We start from the raw sequence: 17874 nt of genomic DNA, 5'->3' as shown, positions 1-17874 counted from the left end.
ATTTAATAAGTAATATTCAAAAAAATTTTCAAGATTAATCAATTATTCTACTATTTTTGTAAAAATCTAATTTCAACATCTATGAAGAGAATTCTATCATTTATGGTGTTCTTATTCGCGGCAATCAATATGCTTTTTGCCCAAAGGGATACAGAGCACTGGTTTGCTCCAATGGCTGCCAATTCGGGAGTATTGAACAACCCCCAACAAGCTTTATATTTTTCTACGGATTCAACGACCCCTTTTCCTGTAGAGATATACAGTGATAACGTACTTTTAGGAACTGTTACGATCAGTAAAAGTAATCCTCAGAGGTTTAATATTAATACTGCCGTAATGATCACGGCTGTTAGTGGTGAAAAATTTTCGCCAGTGGGCAAAGGGATTTATACCAAAGGAACAAAGCCTTATTACGCTACTTTTAGATTTAGTGTAACGAGTCACGGAGAGATCTTAACTTCTAAAGGAAAAGCAGGTATCGGAAAAAAATTCTATGCTGCTGCCACTCCAATGACTGGTCAGAACACTAGTCTTCTAAATTTCACAGCCGGAATATTAGCTACAGAAGATAATACAACGATTACGGTATCCGATTACGATTCAGCAATTCAGTTTTCTAATGGTACTACCGGGATCACAAATCCTACCTTAACTTTTACCTTAAACAAAGGGAAGGCTTATATTATTGAAGGGCTTCAAAATCTGGGAGCTAATGCTAAAGGATTCATCGGTGCAAAAATAGAATCCGACAAGCCTATTTCTGTTACCAATGGAAACTTCAATGGCCAATTTGCTTTACCTGCAGCTAAAGGAAGTTCGGGTACTGATATCGTAATGGACCAATCTGTACCGGTAGACAGGTTAGGAAATGAATTTGTACTTGTAAAAGGTAATGGAGGAATTGCAGATGGGGTTGAAGATGCATTAGTAATCGCAACAGAAACCAATACCCAAGTATTTGTAAACGGGGGAGCTACTCCAATAGCAACTCTTAATGAAGGAGATTGGATCCGCGTATCTGAAGGACCTGGCGGTACATTTACCAATAAATATATCAACCAGGGGAACAATCACTACAATATGCACATTAAAACAACAAAAAATGCATATGTATATCAGCTTTTAGCAGGTATTGATAACAACACTGCAACTGAAGGATATAACTACATCCCTCCATTGAACTGTTTCTTACCAAGAAAGATCGATGAAATTGGAATGATTAATCAACTTCCGGAAGGAGGCCAAAACGTAAAATTAAATATACTTACTGAAGCAGGAGCTGCTGTCACTGTAAACGGAGCAACACCTCCCGCTGCACAAGGCCCTTATCCTGTTACAGGAACAACATCATGGGTATCTTATTCCGTTCCTGCCATCACAGGAAATGTTACAGTTACCTCTACAAAAGCTGTTACCGCAGGTATTGCAGGAGGAAGTGGAACATTGGGTTACGGAGGATATTTCGCAGGATTCTCCTCTATTCCTGTTATTGCAAAACAAACAGGAACTTGTATTCCGGGATTGGTATTAGAAGTAGACGACAGTTTTGACACTTATCAATGGTATAGAGATAATGTTGCTATTCCTGGTGCAACCACACATTCATATACCCCACCGACATCAGGAAACTATACTGTAAAAATCACAATCGGATCTTGCCCTCCGGAAATAACTCCGGTATATAAAGTATATACTTGTCTTACACAAACAACTACCTCTGCAACAGTATGTGATGGAGTAAAACTAATTGTTCCGACATTTACAAACTCAACCCAGACTGTTGTTCCAGGTTCAGTAACCATTGTTACCCCTCCGGCTCATGGTAATGCCGTTATTGATCCTACAACAGGAGTAATAAGCTATGCCCCGGGATATAACTACGTGGGTCCGGATACTATTGTTTATAAATTCTGTGGTAACAATCCTGACTTTACAGATTGTGAAGAAGTTACTTTAAATTTAACAGTATCAGAAAGTCCTACCATCAATAATGATGCATTGAGAACTTGCTACATAGAATCCAATCCATCTACAGGATTGTTTAACCTTACCAATGCTGTTGTAACAACTGCAGCCGGTATTACTAAAAAATATTACCCATCTCCTGCAGATGCACATGCCGGAACTAATGAAATTTTAGATCCTGCTCATTACATCGCTCCAACGGGTGTTGTTTACATAAAAGTAATCAATGCTAATGGATGTTATAGAATTGCAGAAGTAACTCTTACTGTTCTTCCTCCTGTAAAATCTGATATTTTAGTTGATAAAATTGTTTGTATGGAAGGAACGACAACACTTGATGCAGGACCAGGCTTCAAAGGATACGAATGGAGTACAGGAGCGACTACTCAATCGATTAAAAATGTGGGAGTAGGCGTTTACTGGGTTAAACTTAGAACCGGAGACTGCTACACAGTACAGACCGTAAAAGTATACCCTTCTGAACAACCTGTTATCACGAATATTGATGTTTCAAACAATACGATTACAGTCAACGTTATCGGAGGAACAGCTCCTTATAAGTATTCTATCGATAATCTAACCTGGCAGGACTCTAATGTATTTACTAATCTTGCCAGAGGTAACATAAGTGTATATGTAAAAGATGATTACAACTGTACACCAATCAAAGTAGATATCACAATCCCTAACCTGATCAATGTTATTACACCAAACAATGACGGAATCAATGATGCTATTGATTATTCTTCATTAGCAACCAAAGATAATCTGGTACTTAACATTTTTGACAGATACGGAACTAAAATTTACCAGGCTGATAAATCCAATGGATACAAATGGAATGGAACTTTTGATGGAAATAAGAGAGTTCCTACCGGAAACTACTGGTATGAAGTAGGCTGGACTGAACCAAACAGTGCCAATAATACTCATGCAGCTATAAAATATACCGGCTGGATTATGGTAAAAAACAGAGAATAATAGAATAATCATAAAATTTTCAAAAACCACGATTTTAAAATCGTGGTTTTTTTATTACATTTTCAAACAACCAATATATTTTATTGTTAAATTTGTGATAAATACCGTCACTAAATGAAGAAAACTCTATCTTTTTTATTTATATTTTATATTTTCACCTTTACTTTCGCTCAATTAGACAGGGAGCATTGGTTTGCACCCATGGTAGATAGAACGGGTAGTCCCAACCCATATCAGAAACTTTATTTGTCTACCAACAGAACAACCTCTTTTCCGGTTAGCATTTACAACAACAATATTTTAATCGGGACTGTAAATATCAGTAAAAACAATCCCCAAAAATTTGATGTCTTAAGAAGCTATATCATTACGACACAGCAAGCAGATTTGTTTACTCCTACTACAAAAGGATTATATCTGAAAGCGGATTTTCCTTTTTATGCTAATTTGAGATTCTCAGTATTCAATCATGCAGAGATCATTACATCCAAAGGAATACCTTCCACCGGAAAAACATTCTTTGCCGCTTCCGCACCCATCACCGTCAGTAATAATATTTTGAATTTCATGACCAGTGTTCTTGCTACTGAAGATAACACGACAGTCTCCATTACAGGTTATAAACCGACTGTTCAATTTTCTAATGGTACAACCGGAGCGACTAACCCCACTCTAACTTTTACTTTAAATAAAGGACAATCATATATCATTGATGGCATTGGAAACATCACGGGAAATTTTGATGGATTTATCGGATCTAAAATCACATCAAACAAACCCATTAATGTCACAAATGGAAACTTTAACGGACAATATGCCGGAGACTACCCTTCCAGTTCTGACATCTTAATGGATCAGGCGGTACCTGTCAACAGGCTTGGAACTGAATTTGCTCTCGTAAAAGGTAACGGGAGTATCGGTTCCAACATGGAAGGAGCTGTCGTTATCGCTACGGAAGACAATACTCAGATTCGAGTCAATAATGAACTTACTCCCATTGCAACGCTCAATACCGGACAGTATTTTGTTATTCCTGATACGAAATACAGCTCTCAGGGTGGAGGACAACATTATAACCTTTATATCAAGACTTCTAAAAATGCTTATGTCTATCAAATTTTGGCCGGCGACCAGTCCACTACAGGTAATGAGGTAGCTACCGGTGGCTTCAATTTTATTCCTGCACTCAACTGCTACCTTCCTAAGCAGATTAATGAACTTGGCTTCATCAATGAAAATTTCGTTCATTCCAATGCGGCTCCTAACGGAATCTTATATATTCCTACCAAACTGAATCTCATTACAGAAAGAGGAGCTGTTGTAACAGTAAACGGGGTCACACCTCCTGTGGCTTCAGGTCCGTATGATATGACCGGAACAACCAACTGGGTAACTTACGGAATTCCGAATGTAACCGGAACAATAACGATAACTTCCAGTAAGGCTATTACTGCAGGAATTACTGCAGGAAGTGATGCTGTAGGATATGGAGGCTTTTTTGCCGGCTTTCCTACTCAACCTGTGATTTTACAATCAGGTGGAAGTTGTATCCCGGGAATTGTTCTTACTGTAGACCCTATTATTTACGATACTTACCAATGGTACAGAAACGGGATACTCGTTAACGGTGCAACAGCTTCATCCATCAATCCTACCCTGCCTGGATACTATACTTGCTCTGTAACGATGGGAAGTTGTGCTCCTTTAGTTACAGAACAATTTAAAGTTACAAACTGTACAAAATTAACGACCACCAACTACAATGTATGTAATAATCTTACCATCACTCCTACATTCAGTAGTTCACAACAAACTCCTGTTCCTGCTACAGTAGCCATTACCAACCCTCCTGCACTAGGGACAGCCGTTATCAATCCTACTACCGGAGTGATTACCTACACTGCTAATAATCCGGGTACAACCGGAAATGATACTTTCACCTACACATTTTGTGGCAACGATCCTGATTTTCCGGATTGTGAAACGGTAACCGTAACCCTAAATATCCAACCTGTGATTGTCACCAATGCGACATTACATGCTTGTGATATCAATGGACAAGGAACATTTAATCTTACTACAGCAAATGTTACTACCAACACTCCAGTTACCATTACCTATTATCCTACGTTAGCAGATGCTCAGACAGAAAACCCTGCTGCGCTGATTACTACTCCCAATTTATATTCCGCACCTAACGGGACGATCGTATATGCAGTGATAAAAAATAATATCGGATGTAAGGCCATTGCTCAAATAACCTTAAACCTTTATAACAAAGCAATTGTAGTGGATAATTACAATGGCATTTTCTGTGACGATAATATGGACGGTACTGTAAATATCATGCTTTCCAATATCACTCCTATAGTTCTTAATAATACCACTTATTTTACCAATGTAAGATATTATGCAAACCTTACTGATGCTAATGCCGGAAATGCCAATACACTTCCCAATAACTGGAGCTATACAACAACTACCACAATTTATATAAGAGTAGATTCTCCAGATGGATGTGCGCCGGTGATCAAACCTTTACAATTTAGTATTGGTTCCAGAGTTCCATTGATAAAATCTTCCATTGTAACTGATGTATGTGATGATGATTTAGATGGAATAAAAGCAGTTAATTTAGCACAGTTTATTCCTCAATTTACTTTAGATCCAAATGTTACTTTCACATTTTACGGAACCTTAACTGATGCACAAAATAATACGAATCAGATTAACGGAGCCGTGAATATCACCAATTCCCAGACATTTTATATTCGTTTTGAAAAAAATGGAGTCTGTCCGGAAGTCGGCATACTTAAAATTACAATCAAAATCCCTAAAAAATCTGATCTTTTAAAAGATCAGGCTATTTGTCCAAAAACAACGACAACATTGGATGCGGGACCTGGATTTGATAAATATTTATGGAGCACCGGTGCCACAACACCTTCAATTACCAATGTTTCTGTTGGAAGTTACTGGGTAGAGCTCACTTCAAACGGCTGTGTTTATAAACAATATGTAAATGTCACAGAATTATCACTTCCAATCATTACATCTATTGAAATTGACGGAACCTCTGTAAAAGTCGGAGCAAGTGGGGGGATCCCACCTTATGAATATTCATTGGATGGGGTTGTTTGGCAAAGTTCAAATGTTTTCCACAATGTACCAAGGGGTGCTCACTACATATTTGTAAGAGATACTAAATTTTGTGAAGAAGTCAAAAAGCCATTTGCCATTATTAACCTTATCAACACCATCACACCCAACGGAGACGGGTATAATGAAGGTATTGACTATTCTGCATTAATGGCCAATGATAATCTTGAATTCCGTATTTTTGACCGATATGGAGCCGAAGTTTTCAGAGGTAATCGCGAAAACAAATATATCTGGGATGGAAGAATTGGCGGAAGATATGTTCCTACAGCTACTTATTGGTATTTTATAAGCTGGACAGAATATGGTTCCAGCCTTTCAGTGAAGTATTCAAGCTGGCTACTGGTAAAACATAGATAAAATATAAAAAGCTGAAAGAAATATTTTTTTCAGCTTTTTTATTGATTTTTTAAATTTATATTTAGCTTAAAAGCAAGATTATAACACTCATTAACACTTTAATCTCAAAGTTTAATATAACTTTAACCAGCATTCCCTATCTAACACAATATAAATTGCTGTATTTCTATGTAATTTTGCCAAATTATATGAAGAAACTGTTTACTCTACTGTTATTGGTTTTTCTGGCAAAAATCAATGCTCAAACATATTCTGGAGAGGTATTTCTCAGAGACAATTCTATTTTATATCTCAACCAGGTATATGTGACCAATCTTAACACTCAAAAAACTGTTCTTACCGATTATAACGGTGGCTTTAATATTCCGGCCAATCCCGGTGATGTTATTCGTTTTACCTCTATCGTTACCGAAAGAAAGGACATCAAACTTACCCCACAATTGATCGAACAAAAAAATCTGATTGAACTTAAAATCGCCTATTATGAAATTCAGGAGATTGTTCTTAACAGGTTCAAACCAACCGGGAACCTTAAATATGATGTAAATTCTTTAAGAAAACCGGATAAAGCATTAGCCATTAAAAAGGTGATCGGACTGCCTGAACCTAAAGGTGACGGAACTCCTCCGGAACTTCCGGTAGCCGGATTTAGAGATGGAGGATTAACTTTCAGCTTAGAAAGTATTTACGATATTCTTTCCGGGGAAAGAAAGAAAAAACAACGATATGTAGCCTATGAAACAATGAATAGTTCTGTTACTCAGATCAAAAACTATTTAGGGAAAGATTATTTCACGAAGTTTAAAATTCCTGAAAACCTGATTGATAATTTCCTTCAATTTGTTTATACTTCTGAAAATATTCAGCCTTATGTACTTGCCGGAAATTTTGAAGCTGTAAAAATCCCGATTGAAAAGTATCTTCCGATTTATCAGAAAAGATTGAAAAATTCAAACCTTCAGGACATTATCAATATCAAACAACCGGAGGTTACTAACAGCAAGCCGGAAACCGTTAATAAATAATTCTCACCACGTCCTACGGACCAGTGAAAATAAAAAACCATGGAGCAATAGTTTCATGGTTTTTTTTAATAGGCTTCACCAGAATATACAAGACAACCATGAACAAGCTATTAACAGCAGCTCATGCTTATTTCTATTAAGAATGTAATTTTAACTGTAAACTTTTCTTCAATATTCAAAAATATGTTTATTTTTATGTCACGATCAAGTGTTTAAAATAAAAACAATAGTATTTCGTTATCATAATAAAACTAATACCACCAAACACAAATTAAGAAAAGTACTCAATTTTTAACTTAATCTATATTAATGAAAAAAATACTTTTACTTTTTAGTTCGGTTTTGTTTTTAAGTCTATCAGCTCAAAAGAAAGGAAAAGATTACAGTGATATTATGAAAAGCAATAATATCTATGAAATCAATGCTTTTTTACGAGACGCTCATCCTGATGACCCACGAAGATCGGTCTTAAAGCCCAGAGTGATGGAATTGATGAGAGAATATATCAAAAATGCACATCCTGCCGATCAAAAGGTAAAAGATATGCAGGAAATGCTTGCATTATTGAAAAGAAGACCCTCTACAAAGATCTCTTTCGATGAAATGAATGCTATTATCAAACAAAAACAAATCGCAAAATATAAAGCTGAATTAGCCTCTAAGGAAGCCACTGATAAATATACTCCAAGCAACGCTCAAAATACTTATGTCATCAATGCCAGTACGAACACAGCTATTCCCAATGCAGAAGCCGAAGAATTCAATATGCTGATGGCAGTAACTCCTGTTGAACACAAAAACAAAACAGTTAAAATCCTCAATTCCCTATTTGACAACGACCCTAATACCAAGGAGTGTATCGTCTTAATTCAAAACAAATCAGATTGTAATATTATTGTACGTATGGAAGGCGTGGGAACCACCAAATACCGACTTGCCGTACCCGCTCAGGGAGAAAATTCAATCGTGATAGAAAAAGGACAATATCTTTTCACAAGCCTTGTTTGCGGCGCACAATATGCTTCACAAAAAACAGTTCAAAGGCCAATCATGGTTGCTTTGGGAAGTGCAGCAGCTCAATAATGAGATAATAAACATATTCTCAGCATGTCTTTTAGTACCAAAAGACAAAAATCTATGTAAATTTTACTATTTTTGCAGTCATTTTATAAATGACTCAATGGGCAAGAATAAATTAGCAAGATTCGCAGAAAACAAAATATTACCAAACGTAATCCAACCTACAAGAGAAGATGCTTTAAATGGCTTTGAATTGAAGGGGAAATGGAGAGAAAACTTCTTTAAAAATGATCATCCGATCGTTTTGGAATTAGGTTGTGGAAAAGGAGAATATTCTGTAGGACTTGCCAAAACATTTCCTGAAAAAAACTTTATCGGTATCGATATTAAAGGAGCCAGATTTTGGTTTGGTGCTAAAGAAGCTGTAGAGAGCAATATGAATAATGTAGCTTTTTTAAGATCACAAATCGAGCTTGTTGATCATTTCTTTGCAGAGAATGAAGTGGATGAGATCTGGATTACTTTTCCAGACCCACAAATTAAATATAAAAGAACAAAACACAGATTAACCCATCCGGACTTTTTAAATCGTTATAAAAAATTCCTGAAGCCCGGTGGAATTATCCATTTAAAAACTGATTCAGAATTTTTACACGGATATACACTTGGATATTTACAAGGCGCCGGGTATGAAATCATTACCGCGCATCATGATATCTATGGTGCACCGGAATATGATCCTAATACACCCCATCTGAGAGATATTAAGACATATTATGAAGAATTATTCTCGGCTAAAGGAAAAACAATAACGTATATTAAATTCCGGATAAGCTGATGAAATAATTAACATTGATGAAAAAAAATTTTTTAACGATTTTATTCTTCACTTTTCTTATCCCGGGCTTTACATATGCACAAAAAAGCAAAGACATTCTAAAAAGCACAAATGTCAAAGAAATTGAAGAATATCTAAAGAACGCACATCCTGACGATCCTAAAAGAAGTGTGCTGAAGCCTAAACTTATTGCATTAAAAAACTCTGAATGGACAAAAGGTGCCCACAATGCCAAACCTATGGAGGCAAGGCCGGTCATCTCAGATATTCCAAAGAATGCCATGAAAGATCCAAATTCAGAGGAAGCAGCAGAATTTAAACGATTACTTGCGGAAAGTTCTGCAGAACACAAAAATAGAACTGCACAATTTCTGAATGCAATGCTCAATGAAGACATTACCAAAAAAGAGGCCATCCTTTTGTTCAAAAATAACTCGGATTGTAATATTGTGTTAAAAATTGAAGGACAAGACTATTATAACCTTGCTGTCCCTGCTCACGGAGAAAACTTCATTATAGTCAATAAGGGTTTTTATACTCTTAAGAGCAATGTTTGTGATATGAAATACACCTCTCAGAAAGATATAAAAAAAAGTATCTTTGTTACGATTGATAATCCCGGGCAATCTACTTCTGAAGTAAACAAGAATCAGGAAACTGCATTGAAAGAAATTGAATCGGAAAAATCTTTGAAAAAACGTAAAGTAAAAAAATAAAACAGGTATGAAGAAGCTATTAATTCTTACAGGGATATCTTGTATCCTTACCAGCTGCAGTGTTAACTATGGCGGTTATCCGATAAGGCCTTATCCGACTAATAACTCCGGAAATGCTGCCAGTGCAGAAAGAGAATATAGTGAGCTAATCAAGACCTATAAACCTGAGACGGCAGAAGTATTGAACGATCTTCTTAATGATGATGATCCGGGTAATCCCAGAACATCCATTTCAGTAGAAAATAGATCTCCATGCAATATGGTACTTACGATAAGCGGAAACAATTTCTTTAAAAAGATTCCTATAACGGCGGGAAAAATGGGATATACAATGGTTCCAAAAAATCAAAATTACAGATTATCAGGAACGGTTTGCAATTCCAGTTATCAATCAACAAAGTTCATTACAACTTCTTATTCTGTAAAACTCTCCAATTAAGAACAAACAAACCCGCAAATTGTGGGTTTTTATATTTCTTATATAAACCCTTCACCAGGCAAAAATATAGCTCTAAAGCAAACAAAAAAAACGCTGGATCGAAATCCAGCGTTTTTCCTATATTAAAGAAAATCTTTAATTATTCTGCATCGAAATCAGCATCTGTATCAGCAGATACTTTTTCTCCTTCTTCTTTAGATTTTTCTTTATCAGCTTTTCTTTGAGACTGACCTTCTTTGATAGATTCAGAAACTACGCTAAGGATCATATCAATAGACTTAGAAGCATCATCGTTTCCTGGGATAACGAAGTCAACTTTTCTAGGGTCAGAGTTTGTATCAACGATACCGAAAACTGGAATACCTAGTTTCTTAGCTTCAGTTACCGCGATGTGTTCTCTTAAGATATCAACTACAAATACAGCAGAAGGAAGTCTCACCATGTCAGCGATAGAACCTAAGTTCTTCTCCAGGTTAGCTCTTTGTCTGTCAACTTGTAATCTTTCTTTTTTAGATAAAGTTTCGAACGTACCGTCTTTTTTCATTTTGTCGATAGAGTTCATCTTCTTTACCGCCTTTCTGATAGTAACGAAGTTCGTTAACATACCTCCAGGCCATCTTTCTGTAATATAAGGCATATTAAGTTCAGAAGCGTGTTTTGCAACAACTTCTTTCGCTTGCTTCTTAGTAGCTACGAAAAGAACTTTTTTACCTGCAGAAGTTAATTTTTCTAAAGCATTACAAGCTTCGTCCAATTTAACTGCTGTTTTATGTAAGTCTACAATGTGAATACCGTTTTTCTCCATAAAAATGTATGGAGCCATATTTGGATTCCACTTTCTCGTCATGTGACCGAAGTGTACGCCAGCCTCTAAAAGGTCTTTTACATTTGCTTTTGCCATGTTTTCTGTTTTTGTTAGTTTACTTTCCGTCTTTTAAACAATCAACAACTTCTTTAGATGGGAGAAGCGTTTGGATGCTAAACGTAACGGGCAATTTTAAATTTAGATTAATAGATTTCAGATATAAGATACCAGACAAAAAAAGTCTGAAATCTGACATCTCCAATCTGATGTCTGAAAAAAAATTAACGTTTTGAGAATTGGAATCTCTTTCTTGCTTTTTTCTGACCTGGCTTCTTTCTTTCCACCATTCTTGCGTCTCTTGTAAGTAAACCAGCTGGCTTTAATGCTAATCTGAACTCAGCGTTGATTTCGCATAAAGCTCTTGAAATACCTAATCTGATAGCCTCTGCCTGACCTGTATTACCACCACCGAATACGTTTACGGTAACGTCATACTGACCAACAGTCTCAGAAAGGATGAACGGTTGGTTTAATTTGTAAACCATCACGTCTGTAGAGAAATATTCTTTAGCATCTTTACCGTTTACTGTAATGTTTCCAGAACCTGGTCTTACATAAACTCTTGCTACAGAAGTTTTTCTTCTTCCGATTTTGTGAACTATAGACATAATTAATTATTTAAATTCGTTAACATTAATTGTTTTAGGCTGTTGAGCTTCATGTTTGTGCTCAGTTCCTTCATATAAATAAAGATTTTTAAGGATAGCAGCTCCTAATCTGTTTTTAGGCAACATACCTTTTACAGACTTCTCTAATACCTTTAAAGAATCTTTCTTTTGAAGTTCAGCCGCAGTCATAGACTTCTGTCCTCCAGGATATCCTGTATGCCAGATGTAAGTCTTATCAGCCCACTTGTTTCCGGAAAGTGTAATTTTCCCAGCATTCAAAACGATTACGTTATCACCACAATCTACGTGAGGTGTAAAATTCGTTTTGTGCTTACCTCTCAAAATCTTTGCAACCGTAGAAGCTAATCTACCTAACGGCTGTCCTTCAGCGTCTACCACAACCCATTCTTTATTAGCAGTAGCTTTGTTCGCTGAAACAGTTTTGTAACTTAATGTATTCACACGTTTTAGTTAAAGATTAAACATAATTTACCCCTAAAAGGGTGTGCAAAGGTACAAATAATTTTTATATCTCAAAAACATATTTTATTTAATCTATAGAAAGCTGTACCCGTTAGATATTTTTAATAGATTTTAACACATCCTTAAGCTTTGGCATAAAACTTGTAAATTGTTGTTGCGATGAAAAAAAACGTTTAGAAGATTCTAAAAACACAACTGATAAAGTAAGAGTTTCTTCCCTCAACTCTTTCTTTATTCAATTTACTTTAAAAATTCCCACAAAAACTTATCGATATCATTATTTTATCTTTCGAAATATTTATCTTTGCTACAAACTTTTTCATCCATGAGCCACGGAAAGATCAGAGAAGACAAAACCTGTCTGAACTGCGGACACCACGTCGAAGAAAGATTCTGCCCACACTGCGGGCAGGAAAATATTGAAAGCAAACAACCTTTTCATTTCCTCTTTACCCACTTCATTGAAGACTTTACCCATTACGATGGCCAATTCTGGAAAACCATACAATACTTGTTTACCCGCCCCGGCAAACTTACTCAGGAATATTTAGCCGGTAAAAGGCAAATCTATGTAGCCCCTGTAAAACTGTATATTTTTATAAGTTTTATTACTTTCTTTTTACCTTCTCTTTTTTCACATTCTAAAACGGAGGACAATACGCCCAACAGAGACAATACTCTCCAGGTTATAAAAGAAAAGAAGGAGACTCCAAAAGAAATTGCACAAATTACAGACACCCTGAAAAAAAGAATTACACTTCACAAGGAAGATATAAATCTTCCGAAAGAGGATGAATCTATAAAACTTAATGACATAAAAGATGATTCTGACACCAGTCTTATCGATAAAGCATCCAATGGAAAATTAATTATTCTGGGCGCAAAGAATATGGAACAATTTGACTCCATTTCCCATGTGAAGAAAGATATTGCTTATGCTTACATAAGACCCTTTGCTAAAAAACTATTTCATCTTCAGGACAGCGGACTTAGCCATGATGAAATTTCAAAACGATTTACAGAAACTTTGGTTCATACACTTCCGAAAGCTTTATTTGTTTACCTGCCTGTATTTGCCTTCTTCTTATGGGTGTTTCACAACAAAAAAAGATGGTGGTTTTTTGATCATGGAATCTTTACGCTCCATTATTTTTCATTCCTGCTACTGAGCACTCTTATTTTGATATTTCTTCCCAAAATACGAAGTTTATTACCTGATAACGGTATCATTACCTTCGTGATGATATTGCTATATGCTGCTGTATTGGTATATATGTCTGTATATTTCTTTGTAGCTCACCACAGAGTATACGATACCAAAAAGAGCACAAGCATTCTAAAGGGAATGGCATTATTTATCGTAAATTCTATTGGTATACTGATTATGTTCCTGATTCTGCTATATGTCAGTTTCTGGATGATGCACTAGCGACGAAGTGATTTATTTCCTCTGAAGCTGGCAAATAAATAGTAGGCCACAAAAACCGTAGAAAACTTTAATATCGAAGGGATCGCCAATTTAAGGTCAAAAAGCAGAGTTCCTATTAAAACAAGAAGTCCCATAGCCACAAAAGACAATCCTAATTTTTGTGGTAACGTAAAGTTGGGAGTATCTAAATAATAAGCTATCCCCCAGGCAGAACCAAAAGCAAAGGCATAATAAATATCCAATCCAATATTTTGTGAACTTAAAAAGAAGTAATTGATAAGGAAACTTACTACTGTTCCCAACGCGAAATATATCAAAGCTTTTTGCATGTCTGTAAAATATGATGCAAAAGTAAAAATTTTAATTCGAGAATGTAAGGATATACCAATTTGTAAATGAAATCTTGCAATCTTTTTTAATTCTGCAACTACCGAACCTGAACACTTTTAAATTATCAAACCTAAAACTGGAGAGTTTTTATTAAATAAAGCATCTCAAAATATTGAAAGTCAACAATATAAAATCAAACACAAGGTTCTTTTTTTATTATTATATTTGAAAACTTAGAAACTTTCTAGAATTTTTATGGAAACCCAAAAATATACTCCAACCAACAAGGTAAGAATCGTAACAGCGGCCTCATTATTTGACGGACATGATGCTGCGATCAATATTATGCGTCGCGTCATCCAGGGAACCGGATGCGAAGTCATTCACTTAGGACACGACAAATCAGCAGAGGAAGTTGTGAATACAGCAATCCAGGAAGATGCCAATGCTATTGCGTTAACATCCTACCAAGGAGGTCACAACGAATATTTCAAATATATCTATGATCTTTTAAGAGAAAAGAATTCACCACAGATCAAAATTTTTGGTGGCGGTGGCGGTGTAATCCTCCCGGAAGAAATCAAAGACCTGATGTCTTACGGTATCGACAGAATTTATTCTCCGGATGACGGCCGCGAACTTGGCTTACAAGGAATGATTGATGATTTAGTACACAGATCAGACTTTGCTACCGGAAAAGATGTTACCCCAAAAGATCTGGCAGCCATCAGTTTTGAAAACCCTTCAAGTATTGCACAGATTATTTCTGCTGTTGAAAACTTTTCGGATGAAAAACCAGAATTGGTAAAAGCTATCGACGAGCAATCCAAAGATTTAAATATCCCGATTATCGGTATTACAGGTACCGGAGGTGCAGGAAAATCTTCTTTAACAGACGAATTGGTTAGACGTTTTCTACGTTCCAATATCGATAAAAAAATTGCTATCATTTCTATTGACCCTTCTAAAAAGAAAACAGGAGGGGCTCTTCTCGGCGACAGAATTCGTATGAATGCCATCAATGATCCCAGGGTCTATATGCGTTCTATGGCAACCAGAGAAAACAATGTTTCTGTGTCTCCATTTATCCATTCCGCATTGAATGTATTGAAACTGGCTCATCCTGATGTGATTATCCTTGAAACTTCAGGTATTGGACAATCAGGTTCAGAAGTGTCGGACTTTGCAGATGTTTCCATGTATGTAATGACTCCCGAATATGGAGCCTCTACACAATTGGAAAAAATAGACATGCTGGATTATGCCGATTTAGTGGCATTAAATAAATCTGATAAGCGTGGTGCTCTTGACGCTCTTCAAGCGGTAAGAAAACAGTTCCAGAGAAACCATTTATTATGGGAACAACAATTGGATGAAATGCCGGTTTACGCAACAAAAGCATCTCAGTTCAACGATCACGGGACAACAGAATTATACAATAGATTAGTTTCTAAAGTAAATGAGAAATTTGCTGATTTACATTTAAAAACATTTGTTGAACAAGAAGTTACAGACGAAGTAACAATTATCCCTCCAAAAAGGGTTCGTTATCTTTCTGAAATTGTTGAAAATAACAAACAGTATGATACCAATGTTGAAAAGCAAGCTGAGCTAGCCAGAAAAATGTATCATATTGAAGGGGTTAAAAATATAATTTCTAATGAAGCTTTAGACACTGAATACCAAAAGGCAGAAAAAGAGCTTCAGCAAGATAATATCGATTTCCTAAAAACTTGGGATGATACAAAAAAGGCTTTCCATGCAGAATTTTACTCTTATTTTGTAAGAGGGAAAGAGATTAAAGTGGAAACCTCAACAGAATCCCTATCCCACTTGAGAATCCCAAAAATTGCATTACCAAAGTACAATGACTGGGGTGACCTTATCAAATGGAAAGGGCAGGAAAACCTTCCGGGAAGTTTCCCTTATACAGCCGGAATTTATCCATTCAAGAGAACGGGAGAAGATCCTACAAGAATGTTCGCAGGAGAAGGAGGTCCGGAAAGAACCAACAGAAGATTCCATTATGTATCTGCAGAAATGCCTGCAAAGCGTTTATCTACCGCTTTCGATTCTGTAACATTATACGGACAGGATCCTGCTTTACCACCGGATATCTATGGTAAAATCGGAAACGCCGGAGTATCTATCGCTACTTTGGATGATGCAAAAAAACTCTACTCAGGGTTTGATTTGGTAAATGCATTGACTTCCGTTTCCATGACCATTAATGGTCCAGCTCCAATGCTCTTAGCTTTCTTCATGAATGCAGCCATCGATCAGAATGTTGAAAAATATATTAAAGAAAACGGATTAGAAGCTAAAGTTGAAGCTAAGCTTAAGGAAAAATTCGATGATAAAGGACTAGAAAGACCCCAATATAATGGTGAACTTCCACCATCCAATAATGGATTAGGATTACAGCTTTTAGGGTTAACGGGTGATGAAATTATTCCTGCTGATGTTTATGCTGAAATTAAAGCTAAGACAATTGCTACAGTCCGTGGTACTGTTCAGGCTGATATTTTAAAAGAGGATCAGGCCCAGAATACTTGTATTTTCTCTACTGAGTTTGCTTTAAGATTAATGGGTGATGTTCAGGAATATTTTATCAAAGAAAAAGTAAGAAACTTCTATTCTGTTTCTATTTCAGGATATCATATTGCCGAGGCCGGCGCAAACCCTGTTTCTCAGTTGGCATTCACTTTGGCAAATGGTTTCACGTATGTAGAATATTACCTATCCAGAGGAATGGACATCAATGATTTTGCTCCGAACCTATCTTTCTTCTTCTCTAACGGTATCGACCCTGAATATTCAGTAATCGGTCGTGTAGCAAGAAGAATCTGGGCAAAAGCGATGAAATTGAAATATGGTGCTGACGAAAGAAGCCAAATGTTAAAATACCACATCCAGACTTCCGGTCGTTCCTTACACGCTCAGGAAATTGATTTCAATGATATCAGAACTACGCTTCAGGCATTGTATGCTATCTATGACAACTGTAATTCTCTTCATACAAATGCTTATGACGAAGCAATTACCACTCCTACTGAACAATCAGTAAGAAGAGCTATGGCGATTCAGTTGATTATTAACAAGGAATTAGGTCTTGCTAAAAATGAGAACCCACTTCAAGGGTCATTCATTATTGAGGAATTAACAGATCTTGTAGAAGAAGCTGTTTATGCAGAGTTTGACAGAATTACGGAAAGAGGAGGTGTACTAGGTGCAATGGAAACGATGTACCAACGCTCTAAAATCCAGGAAGAATCTATGCATTACGAATGGTTGAAGCACACTGGAGAATATCCAATCATCGGAGTGAATACATTCCTAGGGAAAGATGGTTCACCAACAGTACTCCCGGGAGAGGTTATCCGTTCTACTGAAGAGGAAAAACAAGCTCAGATCCAGGCACTTCACAACTTCCAACAAGCCAATGAAGGAAAATCAGAAGAAGCCTTGAAAAAACTACAACACGCTGCTATCAATCAACAAAACTTATTCGAAGTTATGATTGATGCTGTTAAATTCTGTTCTTTAGGACAAATCACCAATGCTTTATTTGAAGTAGGTGGCAAGTACAGAAGAAATATGTAAGAAGCAATTTGTCTTCCAAAGTATATAAAACAAACCTAACAGGATTCAGAATC

The 17874-nt window shown here is 36.3% G+C and carries 13 protein-coding genes; 9 read left to right on the top strand and 4 right to left on the bottom strand.

The genetic code is table 11. The annotated features are described in order from the left end of the window. The first annotated feature begins 81 nt into the window (after nt 1-81). The 7 genes from CW752_RS07875 (at nt 82) to CW752_RS07845 (ending at nt 10503) form a co-directional block, all read left to right on the top strand. Complete coding sequence (locus CW752_RS07875) at nt 82-2946, top strand: T9SS type B sorting domain-containing protein (protein WP_101239196.1); 2865 nt, start codon at nt 82-84, stop codon at nt 2944-2946. A gap of 114 nt (nt 2947-3060) precedes the next feature. After that, entirely contained in the window at nt 3061-6465 is a 3405-nt protein-coding gene (locus CW752_RS07870; protein ID WP_101239195.1) for a T9SS type B sorting domain-containing protein, read from the top strand. 188 nt (nt 6466-6653) lie between these two features. Continuing rightward, nucleotides 6654-7490 (top strand): hypothetical protein, encoded by an 837-nt coding sequence (locus CW752_RS07865; RefSeq protein ID WP_101239194.1) that lies wholly within the window; start codon nt 6654-6656, stop codon nt 7488-7490. Nucleotides 7491-7799: 309 nt separating this feature from the next. After that, nucleotides 7800-8573, top strand: a complete 774-nt coding sequence (locus tag CW752_RS07860; protein ID WP_101239193.1) for a DUF6759 domain-containing protein — start codon at nt 7800-7802, stop codon at nt 8571-8573. 97 nt (nt 8574-8670) lie between these two features. Beyond that, nucleotides 8671-9348, top strand: coding sequence for a tRNA (guanosine(46)-N7)-methyltransferase TrmB (trmB, locus tag CW752_RS07855; RefSeq protein ID WP_101239192.1), 678 nt, complete (start codon nt 8671-8673; stop codon nt 9346-9348). Nucleotides 9349-9365: 17 nt separating this feature from the next. Then, nucleotides 9366-10064: a DUF6759 domain-containing protein gene (locus CW752_RS07850; protein ID WP_101239191.1), complete on the top strand. Its 699-nt coding sequence runs from the start codon at nt 9366-9368 to the stop codon at nt 10062-10064. Between the two features lie 7 nt (nt 10065-10071). Continuing rightward, nucleotides 10072-10503: a DUF6759 domain-containing protein gene (locus tag CW752_RS07845; protein ID WP_101239190.1), complete on the top strand. Its 432-nt coding sequence runs from the start codon at nt 10072-10074 to the stop codon at nt 10501-10503. A 139-nt stretch (nt 10504-10642) separates the two neighbouring features. On the opposite strand, the gene rpsB is transcribed toward CW752_RS07845, so the two are convergent. From rpsB to rplM, 3 genes are all read right to left on the bottom strand, one after another. Beyond that, entirely contained in the window at nt 10643-11404 is a 762-nt protein-coding gene (gene rpsB, locus CW752_RS07840) for a 30S ribosomal protein S2 (protein WP_027375421.1), read from the bottom strand. A 185-nt stretch (nt 11405-11589) separates the two neighbouring features. After that, entirely contained in the window at nt 11590-11976 is a 387-nt protein-coding gene (gene rpsI, locus CW752_RS07835) for a 30S ribosomal protein S9 (protein WP_047373582.1), read from the bottom strand. A 6-nt stretch (nt 11977-11982) separates the two neighbouring features. Next, nucleotides 11983-12438, bottom strand: a complete 456-nt coding sequence (gene rplM, locus CW752_RS07830) for a 50S ribosomal protein L13 (protein ID WP_027375420.1) — start codon at nt 12436-12438, stop codon at nt 11983-11985. 346 nt (nt 12439-12784) lie between these two features. Here rplM and CW752_RS07825 point away from each other — a divergent pair, with 346 nt between their 5' ends. Then, nucleotides 12785-13888, top strand: coding sequence for a DUF3667 domain-containing protein (locus tag CW752_RS07825; RefSeq protein ID WP_101239189.1), 1104 nt, complete (start codon nt 12785-12787; stop codon nt 13886-13888). On the opposite strand, the gene CW752_RS07820 is transcribed toward CW752_RS07825, so the two are convergent. After that, on the bottom strand, nt 13885-14217 hold the full coding sequence (locus CW752_RS07820) for a hypothetical protein (protein ID WP_101239188.1): 333 nt from the start codon (nt 14215-14217) through the stop codon (nt 13885-13887). The two genes, CW752_RS07825 and CW752_RS07820, sit on opposite strands and share 4 nt — an antisense overlap. A gap of 256 nt (nt 14218-14473) precedes the next feature. Between CW752_RS07820 and CW752_RS07815 the strand changes: the two genes are divergently transcribed. Then, a complete protein-coding gene (locus tag CW752_RS07815) occupies nt 14474-17821 on the top strand; it encodes a methylmalonyl-CoA mutase family protein (RefSeq protein ID WP_101239187.1) in 3348 nt (1115 codons plus the stop codon). Nucleotides 17822-17874: the final 53 nt, after the last annotated feature.

This window comes from Chryseobacterium sp. PMSZPI (assembly GCF_002835665.1).
GTDB lineage: Bacteria > Bacteroidota > Bacteroidia > Flavobacteriales > Weeksellaceae > Chryseobacterium.
The sequence above is the reverse complement of the archived record's forward strand: the minus strand, read 5'-3'. Positions and strand labels throughout refer to the sequence as shown.